Annotated in this window: 16 protein-coding genes; 9 read left to right on the forward strand and 7 right to left on the reverse strand. The window is 58.5% G+C overall.

All coding sequences use genetic code 11. The features are described 5' to 3' along the window. Positions 1–9 precede the first annotated feature (9 nt). On the reverse strand, positions 10–588 hold the full coding sequence (locus tag KGB07_RS00625) for a TetR/AcrR family transcriptional regulator (RefSeq protein WP_046043302.1): 579 nt from the start codon (positions 586–588) through the stop codon (positions 10–12). A 221-nt stretch (positions 589–809) separates the two neighbouring features. Between KGB07_RS00625 and KGB07_RS00630 the strand changes: the two genes are divergently transcribed. From KGB07_RS00630 to KGB07_RS00645, 4 genes are all read left to right on the forward strand, one after another. After that, positions 810–1,904, forward strand: a complete 1,095-nt coding sequence (locus tag KGB07_RS00630) for an alkene reductase (protein ID WP_046043359.1) — start codon at positions 810–812, stop codon at positions 1,902–1,904. Positions 1,905–1,973: 69 nt separating this feature from the next. Continuing rightward, the gene (locus tag KGB07_RS00635) at positions 1,974–2,762 is read left to right on the forward strand and encodes an SDR family NAD(P)-dependent oxidoreductase (RefSeq protein ID WP_046043303.1); all 789 of its coding nucleotides are present in this window, start codon (positions 1,974–1,976) and stop codon (positions 2,760–2,762) included. Between the two features lie 113 nt (positions 2,763–2,875). Beyond that, positions 2,876–3,772, forward strand: coding sequence for an alpha/beta fold hydrolase (locus KGB07_RS00640; protein ID WP_223464127.1), 897 nt, complete (start codon positions 2,876–2,878; stop codon positions 3,770–3,772). 69 nt (positions 3,773–3,841) lie between these two features. Beyond that, positions 3,842–4,828 (forward strand): MDR family oxidoreductase, encoded by a 987-nt coding sequence (locus KGB07_RS00645; protein WP_046043361.1) that lies wholly within the window; start codon positions 3,842–3,844, stop codon positions 4,826–4,828. A gap of 63 nt (positions 4,829–4,891) precedes the next feature. Here the strand turns inward: KGB07_RS00645 and KGB07_RS00650 are convergent, their stop codons facing one another. The 3 genes from KGB07_RS00650 to KGB07_RS00660 form a co-directional block, all read right to left on the reverse strand. Beyond that, complete coding sequence (locus tag KGB07_RS00650; protein ID WP_223464134.1) at positions 4,892–5,512, reverse strand: Fic/DOC family protein; 621 nt, start codon at positions 5,510–5,512, stop codon at positions 4,892–4,894. Next, complete coding sequence (locus KGB07_RS00655) at positions 5,509–5,679, reverse strand: YhfG family protein (protein WP_185754855.1); 171 nt, start codon at positions 5,677–5,679, stop codon at positions 5,509–5,511. The genes KGB07_RS00650 and KGB07_RS00655 overlap by 4 nt, the downstream gene beginning before the upstream one ends. Positions 5,680–6,216: 537 nt before the next feature. Further along, positions 6,217–7,131 (reverse strand): LysR family transcriptional regulator, encoded by a 915-nt coding sequence (locus KGB07_RS00660; RefSeq protein WP_046043308.1) that lies wholly within the window; start codon positions 7,129–7,131, stop codon positions 6,217–6,219. Between the two features lie 270 nt (positions 7,132–7,401). On the opposite strand from KGB07_RS00660, the gene KGB07_RS00665 reads away from it, so the two are divergent. The 4 genes from KGB07_RS00665 to pgm all read left to right on the forward strand — a co-directional run bounded on the left by KGB07_RS00665 (position 7,402) and on the right by pgm (position 13,671). After that, positions 7,402–8,424 carry a zinc-dependent alcohol dehydrogenase family protein gene (locus tag KGB07_RS00665; RefSeq protein WP_046043310.1) on the forward strand — a complete coding sequence of 341 codons (1,023 nt, stop codon included), beginning with the start codon at positions 7,402–7,404 and terminating at the stop codon, positions 8,422–8,424. A gap of 551 nt (positions 8,425–8,975) precedes the next feature. Further along, entirely contained in the window at positions 8,976–10,466 is a 1,491-nt protein-coding gene (locus KGB07_RS00670) for a hypothetical protein (RefSeq protein WP_223464136.1), read from the forward strand. Between the two features lie 40 nt (positions 10,467–10,506). Continuing rightward, complete coding sequence (locus KGB07_RS00675; protein ID WP_223464138.1) at positions 10,507–11,907, forward strand: PLP-dependent aminotransferase family protein; 1,401 nt, start codon at positions 10,507–10,509, stop codon at positions 11,905–11,907. A gap of 117 nt (positions 11,908–12,024) precedes the next feature. Beyond that, entirely contained in the window at positions 12,025–13,671 is a 1,647-nt protein-coding gene (gene pgm / locus KGB07_RS00680) for a phosphoglucomutase (alpha-D-glucose-1,6-bisphosphate-dependent) (protein ID WP_223464140.1), read from the forward strand. 230 nt (positions 13,672–13,901) lie between these two features. Here pgm and KGB07_RS00685 read toward each other — a convergent pair whose 3' ends face one another. Then, complete coding sequence (locus KGB07_RS00685) at positions 13,902–14,597, reverse strand: pirin family protein (protein WP_046043314.1); 696 nt, start codon at positions 14,595–14,597, stop codon at positions 13,902–13,904. Between the two features lie 279 nt (positions 14,598–14,876). Between KGB07_RS00685 and KGB07_RS00690 the strand changes: the two genes are divergently transcribed. Beyond that, positions 14,877–17,351, forward strand: coding sequence for a UvrD-helicase domain-containing protein (locus KGB07_RS00690; RefSeq protein WP_046043315.1), 2,475 nt, complete (start codon positions 14,877–14,879; stop codon positions 17,349–17,351). Between the two features lie 226 nt (positions 17,352–17,577). Here the strand turns inward: KGB07_RS00690 and KGB07_RS00695 are convergent, their stop codons facing one another. Beyond that, complete coding sequence (locus tag KGB07_RS00695) at positions 17,578–18,810, reverse strand: hypothetical protein (RefSeq protein ID WP_223464141.1); 1,233 nt, start codon at positions 18,808–18,810, stop codon at positions 17,578–17,580. Between the two features lie 362 nt (positions 18,811–19,172). Beyond that, positions 19,173–19,445, reverse strand: a complete 273-nt coding sequence (locus tag KGB07_RS00700; RefSeq protein WP_046043362.1) for a DUF1652 domain-containing protein — start codon at positions 19,443–19,445, stop codon at positions 19,173–19,175. Between the last annotated feature and the right edge of the window lie 115 nt (positions 19,446–19,560).

Here is a 19,560-nt window from a genome sequence, read left to right on the forward strand (position 1 = left end):
AGGCAACGACTACGTGGACTGCGACGGTGACAGTGTCGCGAGAGTTTTTTCGCGGCAGACCTCCAGAATCTCATCCGTCAGTGGGGAATCATCCGGGCAAGCCCGCGACAACACGACTGCGCCGATCACATGGGCAAGCATGTCGATCATCTGTGCTCGTACTGTGTGCGGATCCACGTCGCCCAGCGAATCCCCAGGCTCAAGGGCTGCCAGCAAGCTTTCGATCCCGTCGGCAAACGTTGCCTTGATCTCCTCTGACTGACGCGCAGCGTCCCCGCAGAGGGCTGCCATCGTGCAGCCAACGTTGCGGCCATCACGGTGAGCCCGTGACATGTAAATATTGACGAACTCGGTGACGTCGAGGCCTGCGCTATTGACCAGACTCTGCGAAAGCCCGTTCGCCGCTGCTTCAGCCATCAAATCGGCTTTGGAGCGAAAGTGCTTGTAGAACCCGCCATGGGTGAACCCGGCAGCGGCCATCAGTTCCGCCACCCCCACACCGTCATAGCCGCGTTCACGAAACAGGGCGGAGGCCGTCTCGACGATGTGCGCTCGATTCGCTTGTGCCTGCGCTTTGGTGACTCTCATACCCACATGCCTCTTTTGAATCTGCTGACTGTCAGGCGGTCAATATACATTGATGTCAATCATAATCAAAGTTATTGACGGATAAGATTATGATCGACATCATAACGGCTCGCTAACTTTGGAAGGGCTCAGGCCATGAACGCCGCCCACCTGAAAGCGCCGATTGTATGGCGATGCACACTCACAACAACGACCATCAGTCAACGTGGGAGAAACAAGGCATGACCGAAAAAACTTTATTTGAGCCCTACACCCTCGGCTCCCTGGCGCTCTCCAACCGGGTGGTCCTGGCGCCGCTGACGCGCAACCGCGCCGGCGCGGGCTTCGTTCCAAGCGAGTTCGCTGCAACGTATTACAGCCAGCGGGCGTCGGCCGGCCTGCAGATTTCCGAGGCCACACAGATTTCTCAGCAGGGGCAGGGCTACCAGGATACGCCCGGCATCTACTCGCAAGCGCAGATCGACGCTTGGCGTGAGGTCACCGATGCCGTCCATGCGAAGAACGGGAAAATTTTCCTGCAGTTGTGGCACGTCGGACGAGTTTCGCATGTTGATCTACAGGAGAACGGCGCCGCTCCGGTGGCGCCCTCGGCCATTCGGGCCGCAACCAAGACGTTCGTCAACAACAGCTTTGTCGACGTTTCCGAGCCTCGGGCGCTGGCGCTCGACGAACTGCCCGGGATCGTCAACGATTTCCGCCAGGCCGCAGCAAACGCTATTGCCGCAGGCTTCGATGGCGTCGAGATCCATGGCGCCAATGGCTATCTGCTGGACCAGTTCGTCAAGGACGGTGCCAACGTACGCACCGATGCCTACGGCGGGTCGATCGAAAATCGCGCTCGGCTGCTGCTGGAGGTGACGGCAGCAGTGGTGGGTGAGATCGGCGCCGAGCGCACCGGCATTCGTATCTCGCCGGTTTCGCCCACCAATGGTGTCTCGAGCAGCGATCCACAGGGGCAGTTCGACTACCTCGTCGATCAGCTCGACGCCTTGGGCATCGTCTATCTCCATGTCGTCGAGGGCGCGACCGGCGGGCCGCGCGAGGTCGCACCGTTCGACTTTGATTCCCTGCGCCGGCGATTCAGGAACACCTACATCGCCAACAACGGTTATGACCTGGATCTCGCTACCTCCCGGCTCACCGAAGGCAAGGCAGACCTCTTCGCGTTCGGGCGCCCATTCATTGCCAACCCCGATCTGGTGGAACGTCTGAAAACCGCAGCGCCGTTGGCGTCGTTCGATCCGACCACGCTGTTCGGTGGTGGTGCTGCGGGATACATCGACTATCCGGCCCTCGGCGACGCCAGTGCCCTGTAACACTGGCGCGGTGTCGACTTTGAACGTTGCATGCCCGACATGGGTTCACCTGATCAAGAGAGCAAATACATGACTACCCATCCCGCAGTCCTGATTACCGGCGCTTCCTCCGGCATCGGCGCCACCTATGCCGAGCGCTTGGCACGTCGCGGCCACGATCTGGTGCTGGTTGCCCGCGACAAAGTCAGGCTGGAGACGCTTGCGGCTCGCCTGCGTGAGGAACACAGCGTCGCTGTCGATATCCTCCAGGCCGATCTCACCCAGCCCGGCGACTTGGCCGTCGTCGAGACGCGCCTGCGCGATGATTCGCGCATCGGCATCCTCATTAACAACGCCGGGGCAGCCCAGTCTGGCAGCTTCATCGAGCAGACGACCGACGATGTCGCTCGACTCATCGCGCTCAACACAACCTCGTTGGTGCGACTCGCCAGCGCTATCGCCCCTCGGCTTGCGCAGGCTGGTGAAGGCGCGATCGTCAATATCGGCTCAGTGGTTGGTTTGGCGCCGGAGTTCGGCATGTCGGTCTATGGCGCCACCAAGGCCTTTGTGTTGTTCCTATCCCAGGGGCTGAGTCTGGAACTCGCGCCCAAAGGCGTCTATGTCCAGGCTGTGCTTCCTGCCGGTACCCGCACGGAGATTTGGGGGCGTGCGGGCATCGACATCAATGCGCTGCCGGAACTGATGGAGGTGGGTGAGCTGGTGGATGCCGCGCTGGTGGGCTTCGATCGGCGTGAGCTTGTGACCATCCCGCCACTGCATGACGCCAGTCGCTGGACCGCTCTGGATGCCGCGCGACAAGCGCTCATTTCAGACATTAGACAAGCGCATGTAGCAGAGCGGTATCGCACGCCCTCGTAAGTATTCCGACGACGCGCAGGGGTAGGGGCGTCATCACTTTCAATCGACATAAAGCAGACCGGGACCTCCCCAGATCAGGACTCCCGGTCCACATCAGACGCACGGAGTAAACAATGACCCATTCCGACACTCACCTTGGATCGGGTACGTCCTACGTAACTGCCGTGAACCGCTCGATCAATGTCGCAGGGACCGTGTTTGCCTACCGTGACCTGGGGCCTCGCAGCGCAGTGCCGCTGATTCTTCTTAACCATTGGGGGGCGGTATTGGACAACTTCGACCCGCTGATCATCGATGGTCTTGCCAGTAAGCATCGCGTCATCGCCACTGACTACCGGGGCATCGGCGCATCGGGAGGAACAGCGCCCCTGACCATTGATGAAATGGCGCGGGATGCTATAGCCCTGATCCACGGGCTGGGCTTGGAGAAGGTTGATCTAATCGGTTTTTCCCTTGGCGGATTCGTGGCACAGGACATCGTGCTCAAAGCCCCCGACCTGGTACGCAAGCTCATTCTGGCGGGTACGGGGCCGGCGGGCGGCAAAGACATTGACAAGGTAGGGGCGGCATCCTGGCCCTTGATGATCAAGGGGTTACTGACGCTGCGGGATCCGAAGTTCTATCTGTTCTTCACAGCCTCGACCAATGGTCGCCAAGCCGCGAAGGCCTTCTTGAAACGACTGAAGGAGCGCAAAACGGATCGGGACAAGGGACCCACACCAAGTGCCTTCTCGCGACAGTTGAAGGCGATCAAGGCGTGGGGGCGGCAGGCACCCCAGGATCTCGGCAGTATCCGGATCCCGGTTCTGATCGCCAATGGTGATAACGACATCATGGTGCCGACAGTGAACTCTACTGATATGGCCCGCCGCATCCCGAACTCGCAACTGATCATTTATGAAGATGCCGGACATGGTGCGATTTTCCAGAATCACGCCAATTTCGTAGCGCAGGCGCTGGCTTTTCTCGATCCCGAACATCCTGACAAAACGTTACCTGACCTGCACTAGTTTTTCAGTTGCGCGAGGCGTTGGTGCCTTCAGTTGATTTCGACCCGCAGGGTCATTGAGGAGAATATGATGTCGTTCAAAGCACTGCTCGCAACAAAGACAGACGATAAGATTTCGGCCAGCGTAGTTGATATGCATGAGCGAGATCTCATGCCTGGCGACGTTACCGTCAAGGTCGACTATTCAACCGTTAACTACAAGGATGCGCTGGCGCTGAGTGGATACGCCGACGTCATCAAGCAGTTTCCATTGATTGCCGGGATCGATTTTGCCGGCACCGTCGAAGCCTCGGCTTACCCCGGCATCAGTGTGGGGGATCGCGTAGTCGCCAATGGTTGGGGGTTGAGCCAGACCCATCACGGCGGATTTGCTCAGAAGGCACGTGTAAAAGGCGAGTGGCTGGTCAAGCTTCCGGACGTATTCTCGACCAAGGACGCAATGGCTATCGGCACGGCAGGCTACACGGCGATGCTGTCGGTACTGGCGCTGGAACATGGCGGTCTCACACCGGCTCGCGGTGACGTCCTCGTCACTGGCGCCAATGGCGGAGTCGGCTCGATCGCGATTGCGATTCTCTCCGGTCTCGGCTATCGCGTGGTCGCATCGACCGGGCGCGTTGAGGAGCAAGATTATCTGACCCGTCTAGGTGCGGCGCAGATCATCGATCGCCGAACGCTCTCTGCCCAGGGAACACCGATAGCGACTGAAAAATGGGCTGGTGCTGTGGACTCGGTCGGCAGTCATACGCTAGCGAACGTATTGGCGCAGACCCGGTATCGCGGTGTGGTGACGACCTGCGGTCTGGCTCAGGGTATGGATCTTCCAGGGTCGGTGTTGCCCTTCATCCTGCGTAATATAACCCTTGCTGGCATCGACTCCGTCAATGCCCCGTACGAGTCCCGAATCCAGGCCTGGACGCGCCTGGCAAGCGATCTCGATCTGAGCAAACTCGCGCGCACGACGCAGGTGGTGGGTCTGGCGGAGGTGCCCGCGGTGATCGGCCGAATGTTCGAAGGCAAAGTCCAGGGCCGCGTAGTGGTCGACGTCAACGCGTGACCATGAGCTCCATCAAGTGGAGGCAGACCGCGTTTTCACGCGGTCTGATGGATGGCGCTCTTTTTATTGGTTCAGTGGCTGATCTTCTTGAATCTTCGTTCCGATGCATCGATCAAAGACGCCGGTCAGGCCATCATCATCGCCGTAGTACGAGTGTATGCAGGCATCGATCCACTCTTGGCGATCAGCCAGGCTCCAATCGATCGTATATCCCGTATTGAGGATGATCCATTCAAAGAGGATCCGCTGGGTCCGGCCATTACCCTCCCTGAAGGGGGGCGCAACATTGATCGTGCCGTAGGACTCGGCTATGGACGCAACAAGCAAGTGGCGGGGGTACCCTTCAAACCAACCCGCATTCGCAATCTTGGAAAGTTCCTTTCCGATTTCCTTCTCGATGAACTCCGGGCTACAGAATCTAGTGTCGCCTTTGCTGATTGCGAGTGTGCGGATCTTTCCAGCCCACTCGTAAACTTCAGCAAACAAAGTGCGGTGGATCCGCTTCAGGGTAGCTACGTTGTAAGGGGGGTCGACGAACTCCAGTCGCGCCAAGGCGACTTCGTTGAGATAGCGCTCAGCCTCATCAAGGTCATCGGCGTCATGCAGGTCGAGCAGGTTTACTAGAACCTCGGTGCCCGGATAGCAATCCGGGGCTTGGTCAGTGCCGTATTTGTCGTGACTCAAACTTTGACGTGCCGCACAGCTTTAAGGGCAGCTTCTCGGGTAGGGAGTTTGATGTCGCCATCATTTGGAGAAGGCACGAAACCTTCCAGGCGCAGGCTGGCGGCGAAATTGGCCTTGCGGTGCTTGGCGAACCACGCCTTCTTGGTCTGCAGACTCAGCTTTTCCATTTTCGGCACCCCAATGTCAGTGCCTGGCAAGTATAGCTGATTGAGTCCCTGATCAGGGGCTACCAAGTCAGCATCGCATACTGATATGAACCACTCAACCCAGTCGATGTTCATGAGCAATCCACCGTTACTGCCGCCCAAGCCTCATCGCGCGCAAGGTCCTCCACTGCGGCGATAAAGGTGTACTCGGTATGTCTGAATGTACCGGAGGAAGCTGGATTTGATCGGAGGTGCCCGGAGGATAAACCCCCTGTATTTATTGGCTTGTGCGGCTGAAGTGCTCGGTTATGTGAGACTGTCCGGATCCCCACCGTTGCGCTGAAAGCCTCAGGCCGGTCTATCGACTCGCAGAGAGTCCGGTCGGAGCTATCCTCATCAATAGCGTGCTTGGCCTTAGGCTGGGGGCATCCTTTTCAAACCATCCAAAGCATGCTCTCAAATATGCCCCCGAATGTAGCAAACCACTGGAAGTGGATGGATCTCCATGGTCTATCAAAAGGCAGAAATGATCAGGCTGAACAGCCTGCCCGGCGACGCCTAGAGACTCTCAGGGTCCCCGAAGAACATCTGAATCCGCGACCGCAACCAGCGCTCCCCCGGATCATTATCCTGCGACCCGCGCCAGGCCATATGCAGTTCGAAGCTGCGCACCGGCAACGGTGGATCTTCGGCCCGCACACCGCCCGCGGCGGTCAGTGCATCAGCAGTGTAATCGGGCACCGTAGCCACGATGTCAGTGCCCGCGAGCAGGGTACTCAACCCGTTGAACTGCGGCACGGCGAGCACCACATGACGCTTGCGCCCGAGCTTTTCCAGTTCTTCATCGATGAAGCCGCTGAGGTCGCCGGCGAACGACACCAGAGCATGGGGGCGAGCGCAGTAATCATCCAGGCTCAACGGCCCCGGCATGGTGTCGGCACGCAACAGCTTCGGTTGGCTGCGGCGCAGTACCTTGCGCTTGGCGTTGGCCGGCAGGTCGGTGGTGTAGCTGACACCGATGGATATCTCACCGGATGCCAGCAACCCCGGCATCAGGATGTAGTTGACCCGGCGCACCACCAGCACAATCCCCGGCGATTCGGCACGCAGGCGCTTGAGCAGCATTGGCAGCAAGGCGAACTCGACGTCGTCCGAAAGGCCGATGCGGAACACGGCGGTACTTGTGGCAGGATCGAACTCGGCCGCACGGCTGACGGCGGTGGAAATCGAATCCAGCGCCGGCGAGAGCAGGGCGAAGATCTCGACCGCCCTGGCGGACGGCTCCATGCTGCGGCCGGTACGCACGAACAAAGGGTCATCGAACAGGCCGCGCAGGCGCGAGAGCGCCGCACTGATGGCGGGCTGGCCGAGGAACAGTTTTTCCGCAGCACGGGTCACGCTGCGTTCGTGCATCAATGTTTCGAAAACGATCAACAGGTTCAGGTCGACACGACGCAGGTCATTACGATTCATCTGGAGTCCTGGCAGAGTCAGCAAGCTTGACGTGGGCGGCCATATGAGAACAATGGCCAGCAGGAATATTACGGGGAAAGGCTGGTACTCTGCACCGAGTAATTCAGTTTTTCCTACACAGGCTGCTTCGGTTTCTTACGACATTTGACGATGTTGCCGCCGCTGCGGAATCAATGACAGGCATGTCGACTATTAATAGCCACAGATAGTGTTGGGTTGAAAGCCCAGCTAGAGTTCAAGGCATTAGAGGTTCATTTGGCGAGGTTTGCGATGTCCCGCACGATCCGTTTTCACAAGTTTGGTCCAGCCGAGGTGCTCAAATGCGAAGAGCATGCGACGGCTCTGCCTGCGCCGGGCGAAGTGCAGGTGCGCGTCGAGGCGATTGGCATCAGCTGGTATGACACTCTCTGGCGCCAGAACCTGGCCCCGTCCCATGCCCGTCTGCCTTCAGGCCTGGGCCAGGAGATGGCCGGTATCGTCACCGCTGTCGGCGATGGCGTCGATGACCTGGCGGTCGGTGACAAGGTCGCCAGCTTTCCGGCCCAAAGCCCGAACGACTACCCGGTCTACGGCGAGCAGATCGTTTTGCCGCGCTCGGCAGTCACCCGTTATCCGGATGTGCTCAGCCCGATTGAAGCCAGCGTGCACTACACGCCGTTGTTGATCGCCTATTTCGCCTATGCGGATCTGGCACGGGTCAAGCCCGGCCAATTCGCCCTGGTGACTGACGCGAGTCATTGCGCCGGACCTTCGTTCGTACAACTGGGCAAGGCCTTGGGTGTTCGAGTGATCGCCGCGACCAAGACCGCGGAGGAACGTGAATACCTGCTGTCGCTGGGTGCCGATAAAGTGATCGTCACCGAGGAAGAAGATCTGCTGATGCGGATCAACAAGATCACCGATAACCGTGGCGTGGACGTGGTGTTCGATGGTTTGGGCGGTCCGCAGATGTCGTTGCTGGGCGATGTGCTGGCACCTCGCGGCAGCCTGGTGCTGTACGGCCTGCAAGGTGGCAACCAGACGCCTTTCCCGGCCTGCGCAGCGTTCCAGAAGAACATTCAGTTCTTCGTGCACTGCATCGGCAACTTCACGGGCAAGCCGGAACTGGGCATCACCCAGGACCAGGCCGCACTGCAACGCGCCTTGCGCGACATCAATCAGCTGACCGCCGACCGCGTTCTGCTGCCGCTCAAGACTCGGGTCTTCCCGTTTGCCGAGTTTGTCGAAGCACACCGCTACATGGACGAATGCCCATGTCGCGAACGGGTCGCGCTGCTGGTCGAACCGGCCTAACACTCACCCAACAGCCCTCCCAAGAGTCCGTGCCCGCACGGACTCTTTCGTTTGCGCCCCGAAATCCGTCGATCCGCAGGCCGGTCCAGCAACTGAACTGGTTTTTGCCCGTAATCTGTAGCTTCTAATCAGCCACTAAGCCCTGATAATTGAATGATTACTTTCATCTCAAGGAATGAGTCATGGCTGGGTGTCAGGCTGAAACTTTTCACTGTGCGCCATCGGTGCAAATCTCCAAATTAGTTGGTTGTTGTTTAGTTGCCAAAAAGACAGCGACAACTTCCTTCCTTATTTCTTGTATTAAGTGTCTGTGGGACTTTGTCGGATATTTCCTAGGACTTCGACTTCAAGCGAGCAAACCCTTTCCAGCCGGGCGCTACAGCCTCGCCATTGTCGTCAAATCGAGGGGGTGTTGCGATCGTTTCAAATGATTTCAAGAAAATTCAAGTGTTAGCATTTGGCAATAAAGTCCATGACTCCATTCGTGCAGACAGTCCAACGGGATTTGCTGTCTGCACGATATTGAACTTACGAGTATCAGGTAAATAAAGATGACCAGCATCCATGACCAAGCGATGAACTATGTCTATCAACAAGTGCTGCAGCGATTGCTGGGTTTTTTCTCCCGTGCCGAACGCACTGCATTGCAATTGTTGATTCAGCGCCTGGCAGTAGCGGCCGGGGGCATGGAGCGCATTGGCGATTACAAGGTGTTGGCGATCCAGTCCGGGGCCCGTGACAACTGCTACACCCTGGCGCTGTTGCGTGCTGCGCAGTTGACCATCGCCACGCGGACGCCGGCGACATTTCAGTTGCGCATCGCCTCGTTGCGATTGAACGGGGCAAGTGGCGCAGCCGTGGAAAACATGCACCGGACCAACAGCGCATTGTTTGTCTATGACGATCCCCGGGTCGAGGTGTTGATGGTTGATGATCGGGAAGTCTTGCCGTTCAACCACCTGACGCCGATCTCCGACGCCGGTCGCGAGTCTAGCCGCCTGAACCTGTTGATGATCGGCCATCGACGGGAATGGCGCGACGGGTTCGACCTGTGGGATGACGGTTATCTGGCCACGGGAGAGTTCTATGGACAAATCGCCCGCTGGGACGCTGGTGTCGACGCCTTGCTCATCAGCGACACGCCGCGTCAGCAGAAGCAGTTCATCGAGGGATTGAAACGTGCCGCCACCAAGGCCGGGCTCCAGTTTTCCCACACGGGTGAGCCCGGTTATGCGGGGTTGTTTACATTGCTCGATGAGCTGGGCAGCGACTGTTATCACGGGTTCTACGCCGATTACGGCCAGGCCCCATGGCGTCCGCAAGAGCGTTTTGAGACCTGTCGTCGTACGGCCTGCATCGACATTCACGACCTGCTGGTCAGCAACCTGGAAGAGCGCTGGCCATTGCTGACTGAATTTCTCGGCTTCCAGCCAGACGAACTGTCCGCGCAGATCAGCGACAACGAATTCGTCAGTCCATCGATCACCGCGCACGTCCGAGGGTTGCATGCGTGCTTCGTGCAGAATCGCAATTACGAATCCGGTGTTGCGCAATACCTGCAACGTGCCTTGGTGATGATGCGTCGCAAGCGTTTGCCCGAGCGCTTGTGCGAGCAGGCCATCGAGCAATTCGGCAATCCGGCGATACTGACCGAATTGCGCGCCCGGGCGGCGGCCGAGGCGCAAAAGAACCTGGGCCTGAGCGAAGCACAACTGGTGTGCCTGCTGTTTGCGCCCTTTATCGAAAAAGGTGCGGGGCTCGAGCGATTTCTGCGTCAGTGCCATCCGGGCATGCTGGTGGCCATGCCCGAGTTGCACAAGGCCATGCAGGGGCATCCGGTGGCCGAACAAATCATGCAATGGATGATTGATGTCAGCGGACTGCCCGTCAGCCTGATCGGCCAGCTTTACCGCATGGAGTGGACGCCCGCAGGCGATGGCGGGGCGCCTGAAGCCATCATCCAAAGGGCCGCATCGCAAAATACGCCGGACGATCCTGACGCCGGCATGACGTCGGTGGATGAATGGTCAGCGGGTCACTGAGCGTGGGCGGATTTTCAGCCAGCGTGGTTGGCCTTCGCCCATGAAAGGTCCACGAGAAACGGATTTCGCCTATCAGGCGGTTTATCGATACCTGGTCAGCCTGATCAACGAGTCTGAAGGGGATTCGCGCATCCGCCTGCCGTCGCTGCGGCATCTGGCGGAGCGTCTCAATGTGTCGATCTCGACCATTCAATACGCCTATTCGCTGCTGGAGAAAGAAGGGCGGGTCTATTCGGTGGCCAAGTCCGGTTACTACGCGTTGCCGGTGTCTTCAATCAACCCACAGGACAGCGGCAGCGACCTGCTGGAGGCGGTCTATGTGAATGCCAGGCGTCCGGGGATGCTGGTGCTGAGCGCCGATGAACCGGCGTTGTTGCAGCCACTCGACAGTCCTTTGTTGCTGCTGGAGCGGGAGTTGTTGCGCCAGTACCCCCGCCAGCCGCAGTCGCCTTCGCAGCCTTGCGGCGAACTCGAACTGCGCACCGCCCTGGCAGCACGCTACACCACGTCTCCCATGCGTTACTGGCACGCCGATGATGTCTACATCGGCGCCGACCTTCGCGGTGTACTGGAAATCCTGATCGCCGTGCTGGGCTTGAAAGACGCCACGGTGGTGGTCGAATCGCCGTGCGACTGGACGATCCTGCGTTTGTTTCAAGCCGCTTGCGTGCGGGTGATTGAACTGCCCGTGCAAGCCGATGGTGGCCTGGATCCGGAACGGCTCAACATGCTGCTGGATACCGAGCCGGTAAGGCTGGTGATGCTGTCCTCGGCCCTGAACATGCCCCGTGGCAGCCTGGCGCCTGACGAAAACAGGCAGGCCATCGCCCGGCTGTTGGCCGCGCATGACAGTTGGGTGCTGGAAAACGACTGTTATGGCGAACTCGGATTCGACCTCGGCTGCGTGCGCTTTCGAGACTTGCTGGACCCTGAACGGCTGATGGTGTTTTCCACGTTCGAGAAAATCATCGGGCCTGAAGCACCCTATGGTTATCTGCTTTCCAGGCATTTGAGCGCTGAGCTGCAACGGCACTTTCTACTGCGTTCCTTTCGTCTTTCACCGATTCGCCAGAAAGCCATCGCCCGCTTGTACAGCAGCGGTCGCATCGATCAACACCTGCTGGTGCTGCGCCGGCTGCTCAAGGAGCGCAAGTGTCAAATGACCCTGTTGTTGCAGGAGCGATTGGGTGATGCCTTGCATTTCGTCGAACCAGAAGGTGGCGCAACGATCTGGGTGCGCTCGTTGCGTCGGGTCAATGTCCGTCGTGTGTTCCAGCGCCTGCTGGCGCATCAGGTGGTCATCGCGCCGGGCGAGCTGTTCAGCCTCCACGGACTGTACGGGCAGCATTTGCGCCTGAGTCATACCTTCGGCGGCGATCACAACCTGGCGGCCGCGCTGGGACTGCTGGGGGATGCGCTGCGCCTGGAATCAATCGAGTGAGTGAGTGAGACAAAAAATAACAACCTCCACTGTATTGGATCGATCTCATCGCGTTGCGGTCAAACTGCCAGTAAACTGCGACCCAATTCCTGAACCACTCTATTCCAGAGGTTTTGCATGACACTCAGTCCTTTTGCGGGTAAACCGGCACCGGCACAATTGTTGGTCGACATCCCGCGACTGGTAACGGCCTATTACACCGGCCAGCATGATGCCGCGATTTCGACCCAGCGCGTTGCCTTTGGCACGTCCGGGCACCGGGGCAGCTCGTTCGACTTGAGTTTCAACGAATGGCACGTGCTGGCGATCAGTCAGGCGATCTGCCTGTACCGCGAAGCTCAAGGCATCGATGGCCCGCTGTTTGTCGGCATCGACACCCACGCGCTGTCCACGCCGGCCGGCGCCAGCGCCCTCGAAGTACTGGCGGCCAACGGCGTGACCGTGATGATCGCCGAGGGTGACGAGTATACGCCGACACCGGCCATTTCCCATGCGATTCTCTGCTACAACCGCGGTCGCACCAGCGGCCTGGCAGACGGCATTGTCATCACGCCGTCCCACAACCCGCCGCAAAGCGGTGGCTACAAGTACAACCCAACCAACGGTGGTCCGGCCGATACCCACATCACCAAGTGGATCGAAGCCAAGGCCAACGAACTGCTGGCCAACAAGCTCGCCGGCGTCAAGCGCATCAGCTACGAGCAGGCACTGAAGGCCAGCACCACCCATCGTCACGATTACCTCAACACCTATGTCGCCGACCTGATCAACGTGATCGACTTCGACGCCATCCGCGACGCCAAGCTGCGCCTGGGTGTCGATCCGTTGGGTGGAGCGGGGGTGCGCTACTGGTCGGCGATCGCCGAGCATTACCGCCTGGACCTGGACGTGGTGAACAAAGAGGTCGACCCGACCTTCCGTTTCATGACCGTCGACTGGGACGGCCAGATCCGCATGGACCCATCGTCCAGCCACGCCATGCAAGGCCTGATCGGCTTGAAAGAGCGCTTCGACGTGGCATTTGCCTGCGACCCGGACCACGACCGCCATGGCATCGTCACGCCGTCTGGTGGTTTGCTGGCGCCGAACAACTACCTCGCCGTGGCCATCGACTACCTGTTCCAGAATCGTCCGCAATGGCGCGCCGATGCCGCCGTGGGTAAAACCGTGGTCAGCAGCGGCCTGATCGATCGCGTGGCCAAGCGCCTGGATCGCCGCCTGTACGAAGTGCCGGTCGGTTTCAAATGGTTTGCCGATGGCCTGTTCGATGGATCCCTCGGTTTCGGCGGCGAAGAAAGCGCCGGTGCCTCGTTCCTGCGCAAGGACGGCGGCGTCTGGAGCACCGACAAGGACGGTTTGATTCCGGCCCTGCTGGCCGCCGAGATGACCGCGCGGACCGGTCGCGACCCGAGCCAGGCGTACCGTGCCTTGACCGATGAACTGGGTGAGCCGTTCTCGGTGCGGGTCGATGCCAAGGCCAATCCGGAGCAGAAAGCGCTGTTGAGCAAGCTGTCGCCGCAACAGGTCACCTCGACCCAACTGGCAGGCGAGCCGATCCAGAGCATCCTCAGCCACGCACCGGGCAATGACCAGGCCATTGGCGGCCTCAAGGTCATGACCGAGAACGGCTGGTTCGCGGCGCGCCCATCGGGCACGGAAGACATCTACAAGATCTACGCCGAAAGCTTTGTCAGCGACGACCACCTCAAGCAACTGGTGGCCGAGGCGCAAACACTGGTGGATGGTGCCATTTCCGCGAAGTGATCGCGGGCACTGTGGTGAGTGAGAACTGTGGCGAGGGAGCTTGCTCCCGCTCGACTGCGAAGCAGTCGTAAATCCAGACGATGCGGTGTTTCATGAAACCGCGTTTGCCGGTTTCAGGGTCGCTTCGCACCCCAGCGGGAGCAAGCTCCCTCGCCACAAATGATTCACATGTAAAAAGGGGCGACCATTCACGGTCGCCCCTTTTTTTGTGCCGTCCGGCAATTACCGAATCAAGCCAGATCCACCAGAACAATCTCGCTGTCCTCGATGGCAGTCACTCGCAAAACCTGCTCATCAGCAACCGCGACACCATCTCGAGCTTGTGCACGCAAGCCATTGACTTCAATGACCCCAGTGGCCGGCACCAGGTACGCACGACGCCCCTTGTCCAGCGGGTATTCGGCAGACTCGCCGGCCTTCAGGTTGGCCGCTACCAGCCGGGCATCGGCGCGAATGCGCAGGCTCTGATCGTCGCCATCCTTGCCGCTGGCCAGGGTGACAAAACCTTCGCGGTTGCCCTTCGGGAACGGCTTGGCGCCCCAGGACGGGGCCAGGCCGGACTCGTTCGGGATGATCCAGATCTGGAAAATCCTGGTCGGCGTCGCTTCCAGGTTGTACTCGCTGTGGGCGATCCCGGTACCGGCACTCATGACCTGGACGTCACCGGCTTCGGTGCGGCCCTTGTTGCCAAGGTTGTCCTGGTGGGTAATGGCGCCTTCACGGACATAGGTGATGATTTCCATGTCCCGGTGCGGGTGTTGCGGGAAACCGGTGCCGGGAGCGATCACGTCGTCGTTCCAGACTCGCAGGTTGCCCCAGTTCATGCGCTTGGGATCGTAGTATTCGGCGAACGAGAAATGGTGGTGAGCATCCAACCAGCCGTGGTGAGCGCCGCCGAGGGAGTTGAAAGGTCTGAGTTCAAGCATGATCGTCTCCAGAAAAGGTTCGTCATGGGGCCAGGTGCCTGAGCCACGAAGCGAGACCGGTGAGTGATGACGGCCATCATCCAACAGGCAACAATCGATAAAAAGCGTAAAAAATGCAGCATTCCCATCGAATGGATTGATATAAAACGAACTCGAAAGTTTCTCATCCAGCTTTCACTTCATCGCATAAGCCAATGAGTCATAAGCAATTGACTAGAACTCGACGGCAAATGCAGACACCATAGCGCTCAACAGCCTCACACCCTGGAGTCAGTCCGCGTGCCGCAACACACCCCCGATCTTCCGCCTGAACTTCGCCCCCTGGCCGAGATGCCGCTGGTCAAGCGATTGCTCGCCCGATTCTTCGGCTACAGCCTGACCCGCCTGCACGCACAGCATCGTGCGTCGTGGTTGCATGGCCAGGCCGACGGATTTCGCAGCGGTCACAGCGCCGGGGTCGATTACGGCTACAAGGAAGGCAAGCTCGAAGGCCTGGAGGAGGGTCGGCAGGTCCTGCTGATCCGCGACTCGCGCAGCACTGAACACCGACCGCCGAATGTCGATGACCTGCTGTTCGACGACTGGCGCCTGCCGTTGAGCGCCGAGTTGAAGAAGCGCATGAAGGCCGATGTCGTCCGGTTGTTGCCGGCCCATGCCCAACCCAGTGCCGCACAGTGGAAAATGATCTTCAGCGACACACCGTCCACCTCGGTGATCGCGGGTGCCGGTGCAGGCAAATCAACCACCCTGGTGCTGCGTATCTTACTGTTGACCCATTACCTGGGCTTCGAACTGAGTTCGATGACGGTGGTGACCTTCACTCGTGAATCGCGCAAGGACTTCATCAACAAGCTGATCGAACTGTTTGCGCTCTGGGGCCGCGCGATCAGTTTCAAGGAGGCGCGGGATCTGGTGCGCACCTTTCACTCGCGGATCCTGCCGATGGTGCGCAGCCTTCCGGGTTTCGAGCGCCTGCAGGCTTTCGAGAACCTCAGCCTGCGGGCCGCACAGGGTGATAATGAGGCCGATAGCAATCCGTTCGATCTACGGATCAACGACGCTCAACGCCAGCAGCTCAACGCCTGCTATCACCGTCTGCACAGTGACGATGAGCATTTTCGCGAGCTGATCAAGCCATTGTCCCGGCATGCCCTGCAACTCAAGGAGCTGGAGCGCGATCACCCGGATGTGCAGAAACGCATGGGCGTGACCGAACTGGCGGCCAAACGCGATGAAGAACTGTGCGATGCCATCGAGGACCTATGGTTTCGCGCAGGTGCCTGGCCCATCAAGGGCATCGAACCGAATCGCCAGTCGTTCGATATCAACGGTTCGACGTTCCATTGTCACGGCTACATCCCGTCCCTGGATGCCTGGGTGGTACTCGGGTTCGATCCTCGGGAAAACCCGCAGGTCACGCGACCGAACGCCAAGCTGACGGTGCGCGCAGAGTGGGCAGTAAAGCGCACCCTGTTTCAAGCTTTCTGTCGTAAGCCTTTGATATGGCTTGATAGTTACGAGTCATCAAAGCGCGTTTTGGCCTCGCTTGCCGGCGATGCCAGTGCCGGGCCGGGCTTCGATTACAAGGTCAAGGGCGAGCTCGCTTCCGCACCGCTGCTCGATTGTTTTGTCGCCGCCGCCGGGTTCATCGAAAACCTCGGGCTGGACGTGCCGGGCGCCGTGGCTCAGATGAGTTTCGCCAAGGACGATCCCGACCGATTCTTCTTCGAAGCCTTGAGCCTTTACTGGCGGGCGCTGGAAGATCACTTGCTGGATCAGAAGCCGCCGATCATGACCTACAACCGGATGTTCGCCTTGTTCAGCGAGCATTCGCCGGAGAACCTCAAGCTGCTCGGCGATGAGCTGCTGCGGCCGCTGTCACACCTGATGATCGACGAATTCCAGGATGTCTCGCCGCAAATCGTCTCCTGGATCAGGGCCAGCCTGGCAGAGATCCGCAGTCGCGGACCGGCCATGCACGTAGGGCGCGGAGCCCAGCGTTCCTCGCTGCTCTGTGTGGGCGATGACTGGCAGTCCATCTATGGTTGGCGCGGCAGTTCGCCGACCTACTTCATGGAGTTCAACAAGGAGTTCCCGTCGCCGAGCACCACCAAGGTCATGCTCAGCGACAACTACCGCAGCCACCAGCACATCATCGATGCCGCCGAGCACATCGTGCGTGCAGCACCGGCGATTGCCGGGAAAAAAGCCAAGGCCAGCGGTGAACCCAAGGCATTGCTGCCGGTGAACGTCCTCGATCGTGATGACCAGGGCATGGCCCAACGCCTGATGGAGCATTACCGCAAGGGTGATTCGATCTTGATGCTTTATCGAAGAAGTAGCGATAAGGCATTGATAGAACAACATATTCAGCCAGTACTTAATGCTGATTCGAGCTTGCCGTATGAGGCTCGCAGGCTCAAGCAACTGACCTATCACAGCGCCAAGGGCCTCCAGGCCGATGCAGTGTTTTTGCTAGGCGATTGCCAGCACCTGACCAGCTCGCCTTACAAGAATCAGGTTTACCGGATGGCGGGCCTGGGCAAGGCCGGTGACAGCGAACCCTACGACAACGCCCAGAAGGACGAGATCCTGCGGCTGGCGTACGTGGGTATAACCCGCGCCGTCAGCCATTGCTACTGGTACGTCGACGCCCAAGACACCCAGGCCGCGAACATGCCCAAGGCCTCCGACCGGATCGGCAAGGGCAAGGCGTTCTTTGTCGACCATCGACAGGGCAAGGCTTCTGCTTGAGCCCAATATTTCGACAAGATGGGCATTCGCCAGATGGCGAACATGCAGAGTTCAACCTGGTACTCCCAATGCGGCCTTGACGCGAGCAAGCTCGCTCCCACTGGAATTGGTGCTGGTCGAGATTTATGAACAACACCGGATACTGTGGGAGAGAGCCTGCTCGCGAAGGCGTCAGCCTGGGCAAACATGTTCAGTATCAGAAACAGGTCAGGACGCCTTCGATGCTTTAACCAACGTAACCACTCACCGACGCATCTGTTTTGATCCCGGCGACAATGATTCGAGCATCGCTCTGCACAGCGACACTGGTCGTCACATTGGGTGTGTCTGCCGCGTTCGGGTCACTTAAACCCGTGGGAGTGAAGGTGGTGTCTACGCGGCCATCTTCAGTGATTCGGCCGACTATGCATAAGCGTTGATCTATTTCCCCTGCAACCACGATCGATCCTTTCGAGTCAATGTCTGCCGAGTTCCACTGCAAGCTCCGAAAGGGGAACTGGGTAATGAATTCATTGCCGTTATTAAAGGTGTTGTCCGAAGTTCCGTTACTGAGTGTCCTTGTCACCCATCCTCGCTGAGGGCTCTTTGTCACTGTGCCGACAGCAATCAGTTTGTTATCGGGTTGTGCAAGCACTTTACTGAGCCTGATCGCACCTTCGGGGGACTCAAATGTTTTGATACCTCCTGTTCCAAACGTCGGGTCGATCTTGCCATTGGAGGTGAATCCGGCCAGAAAGGCATGACTGGATGTATATCCGGCCAACACGATTGTGCCGTCAGTCTGTGTTACCGCGCCGACCGTTGTCGTGTTTTCGTTATTGTGCCGAAAGTAGACGTAGCCTCGCCCATCAAGGTCTTTGTCCAGCTCACCATTGAGTGTCAATTGAATCAACAAGCCCCAATTGCGGTAAGGCCCCGGGGAGCTGTTGTTGACGGCAAACAGGATTTTCCCGGCCTTCGCTTCGGCGTCGTTCAGGGGAATCGGGACACTCGATTCAACAGGCAATGTAGGTGGCGCTTCTTCAAACCTGAAGGTGCCAAACACCAGATTCGGTGTTCCATTGCTATTGAAAAGCGCCGCAGCAGGGTAGTGGGGACCTAGCGAGGATTGTCGTACATCTCCCGTTACCAGAATGCTGCCGTTGTCGATTATGGTCAGGGCTCTTACAGTGGGGAGGGTTGTATCTGCGCCAAAGCGCCCTGTCGCATAACCTGTTCCGTCTGGTCCGAATGATCTGTCCAGCAATCCTGTCTTGTCGAGGCGAAACAGTGTGAATGCGCTGGAACCATTGCTGATGGCGCCGATGATTTTTCCTTGATTAGCGCCTTCAGCTTTCAAGACAGCGATGGCTTCTACTTTTGTACCTTGCAATAAGATAGTGCCGTTTTGATTGTCGCCAAAACCGGGGTCCAGGCTGCCGGATTGATCCAATGTTCGAGCAGCATCTTGAGTCGTCATGACTTCACTCCATCCGATGAATTTGCATGCCGTGGCACGGCAGTGCTCATTCAGCCCGCCCATCGATACCCTGTAAACGCTCAGAAGTGACAGTTGACGCATGACCATTTTTGCGGGGGGGGATACCACCAGTTCGCCCACAAAAAAGCCCACCTGACGTGTAATGCTGTTCACTTAAGGACGAACACTGTATCTGTGGCGAGGGAGCTTGCTCCCGCTGGGGCGCGAAGCGGCCCTAAAATGGGACTGCTGCGCAGTCCAGCGGGAGCAAGCTCCCTCGCCACAGGTTACTTATTGCTCGCTCTATCTCTTAAATGAACGGTATTGCACCTGACGTGGGCTTTTTTGTGGACGTTCAGCCTTCAGGCATAACTCCTGAGGGCTTGTGGTGGTACGAAGGCTTCAAGTTCATCCTCCACCGCTTCGATTATCAGTTCTACATCCGCAGCATTCATGACGGTGGCGCACGGAATACCGGCAATGGCGATCATGGTCTCGCCAGTGGCACGATCAAAAAGACGGGCAATCATGCTGCCCGGCGCGTCCATGCTCGCCTCGAAACCCATGGGATGAAAATGCCAGCGCATCAGCTGGCAGGCGTTTGGAAACGTAACCTTACTGAACCCTATATTCATGTGTTGCCCGCCTTCATTATCGAGCGCGTCCGTTAGCTCATGGTAGGAGGGAAGAACCTTCATTGGTTCAACCAGTGACAGTTTTTAAAAGTAGCATCCGGATGTGAAAATAATG

This window comes from Pseudomonas sp. GL-RE-26 (assembly GCF_019956275.1).
Classification (GTDB): domain Bacteria; phylum Pseudomonadota; class Gammaproteobacteria; order Pseudomonadales; family Pseudomonadaceae; genus Aquipseudomonas; species Aquipseudomonas grandcourensis.

Excerpts from the sequence above, each read along its gene's own strand:
- KGB07_RS00625 (WP_046043302.1), bottom strand. The coding sequence starts at position 588 with ATGAGAGTCACCAAAGCGCAGGCACAAGCGAATCGAGCGCACATCGTC.
- KGB07_RS00630 (WP_046043359.1), top strand. The coding sequence starts at position 810 with ATGACCGAAAAAACTTTATTTGAGCCCTACACCCTCGGCTCCCTGGCG.
- KGB07_RS00635 (WP_046043303.1), top strand. The coding sequence starts at position 1,974 with ATGACTACCCATCCCGCAGTCCTGATTACCGGCGCTTCCTCCGGCATC.
- KGB07_RS00640 (WP_223464127.1), top strand. The coding sequence starts at position 2,876 with ATGACCCATTCCGACACTCACCTTGGATCGGGTACGTCCTACGTAACT.
- KGB07_RS00645 (WP_046043361.1), top strand. The coding sequence starts at position 3,842 with ATGTCGTTCAAAGCACTGCTCGCAACAAAGACAGACGATAAGATTTCG.
- KGB07_RS00655 (WP_185754855.1), bottom strand. The coding sequence starts at position 5,679 with ATGGAAAAGCTGAGTCTGCAGACCAAGAAGGCGTGGTTCGCCAAGCAC.
- KGB07_RS00660 (WP_046043308.1), bottom strand. The coding sequence starts at position 7,131 with ATGAATCGTAATGACCTGCGTCGTGTCGACCTGAACCTGTTGATCGTT.
- KGB07_RS00665 (WP_046043310.1), top strand. The coding sequence starts at position 7,402 with ATGTCCCGCACGATCCGTTTTCACAAGTTTGGTCCAGCCGAGGTGCTC.
- KGB07_RS00670 (WP_223464136.1), top strand. The coding sequence starts at position 8,976 with ATGACCAGCATCCATGACCAAGCGATGAACTATGTCTATCAACAAGTG.
- KGB07_RS00675 (WP_223464138.1), top strand. The coding sequence starts at position 10,507 with ATGAAAGGTCCACGAGAAACGGATTTCGCCTATCAGGCGGTTTATCGA.
- pgm (WP_223464140.1), top strand. The coding sequence starts at position 12,025 with ATGACACTCAGTCCTTTTGCGGGTAAACCGGCACCGGCACAATTGTTG.
- KGB07_RS00685 (WP_046043314.1), bottom strand. The coding sequence starts at position 14,597 with ATGCTTGAACTCAGACCTTTCAACTCCCTCGGCGGCGCTCACCACGGC.
- KGB07_RS00695 (WP_223464141.1), bottom strand. The coding sequence starts at position 18,810 with ATGACGACTCAAGATGCTGCTCGAACATTGGATCAATCCGGCAGCCTG.
- KGB07_RS00700 (WP_046043362.1), bottom strand. The coding sequence starts at position 19,445 with ATGAATATAGGGTTCAGTAAGGTTACGTTTCCAAACGCCTGCCAGCTG.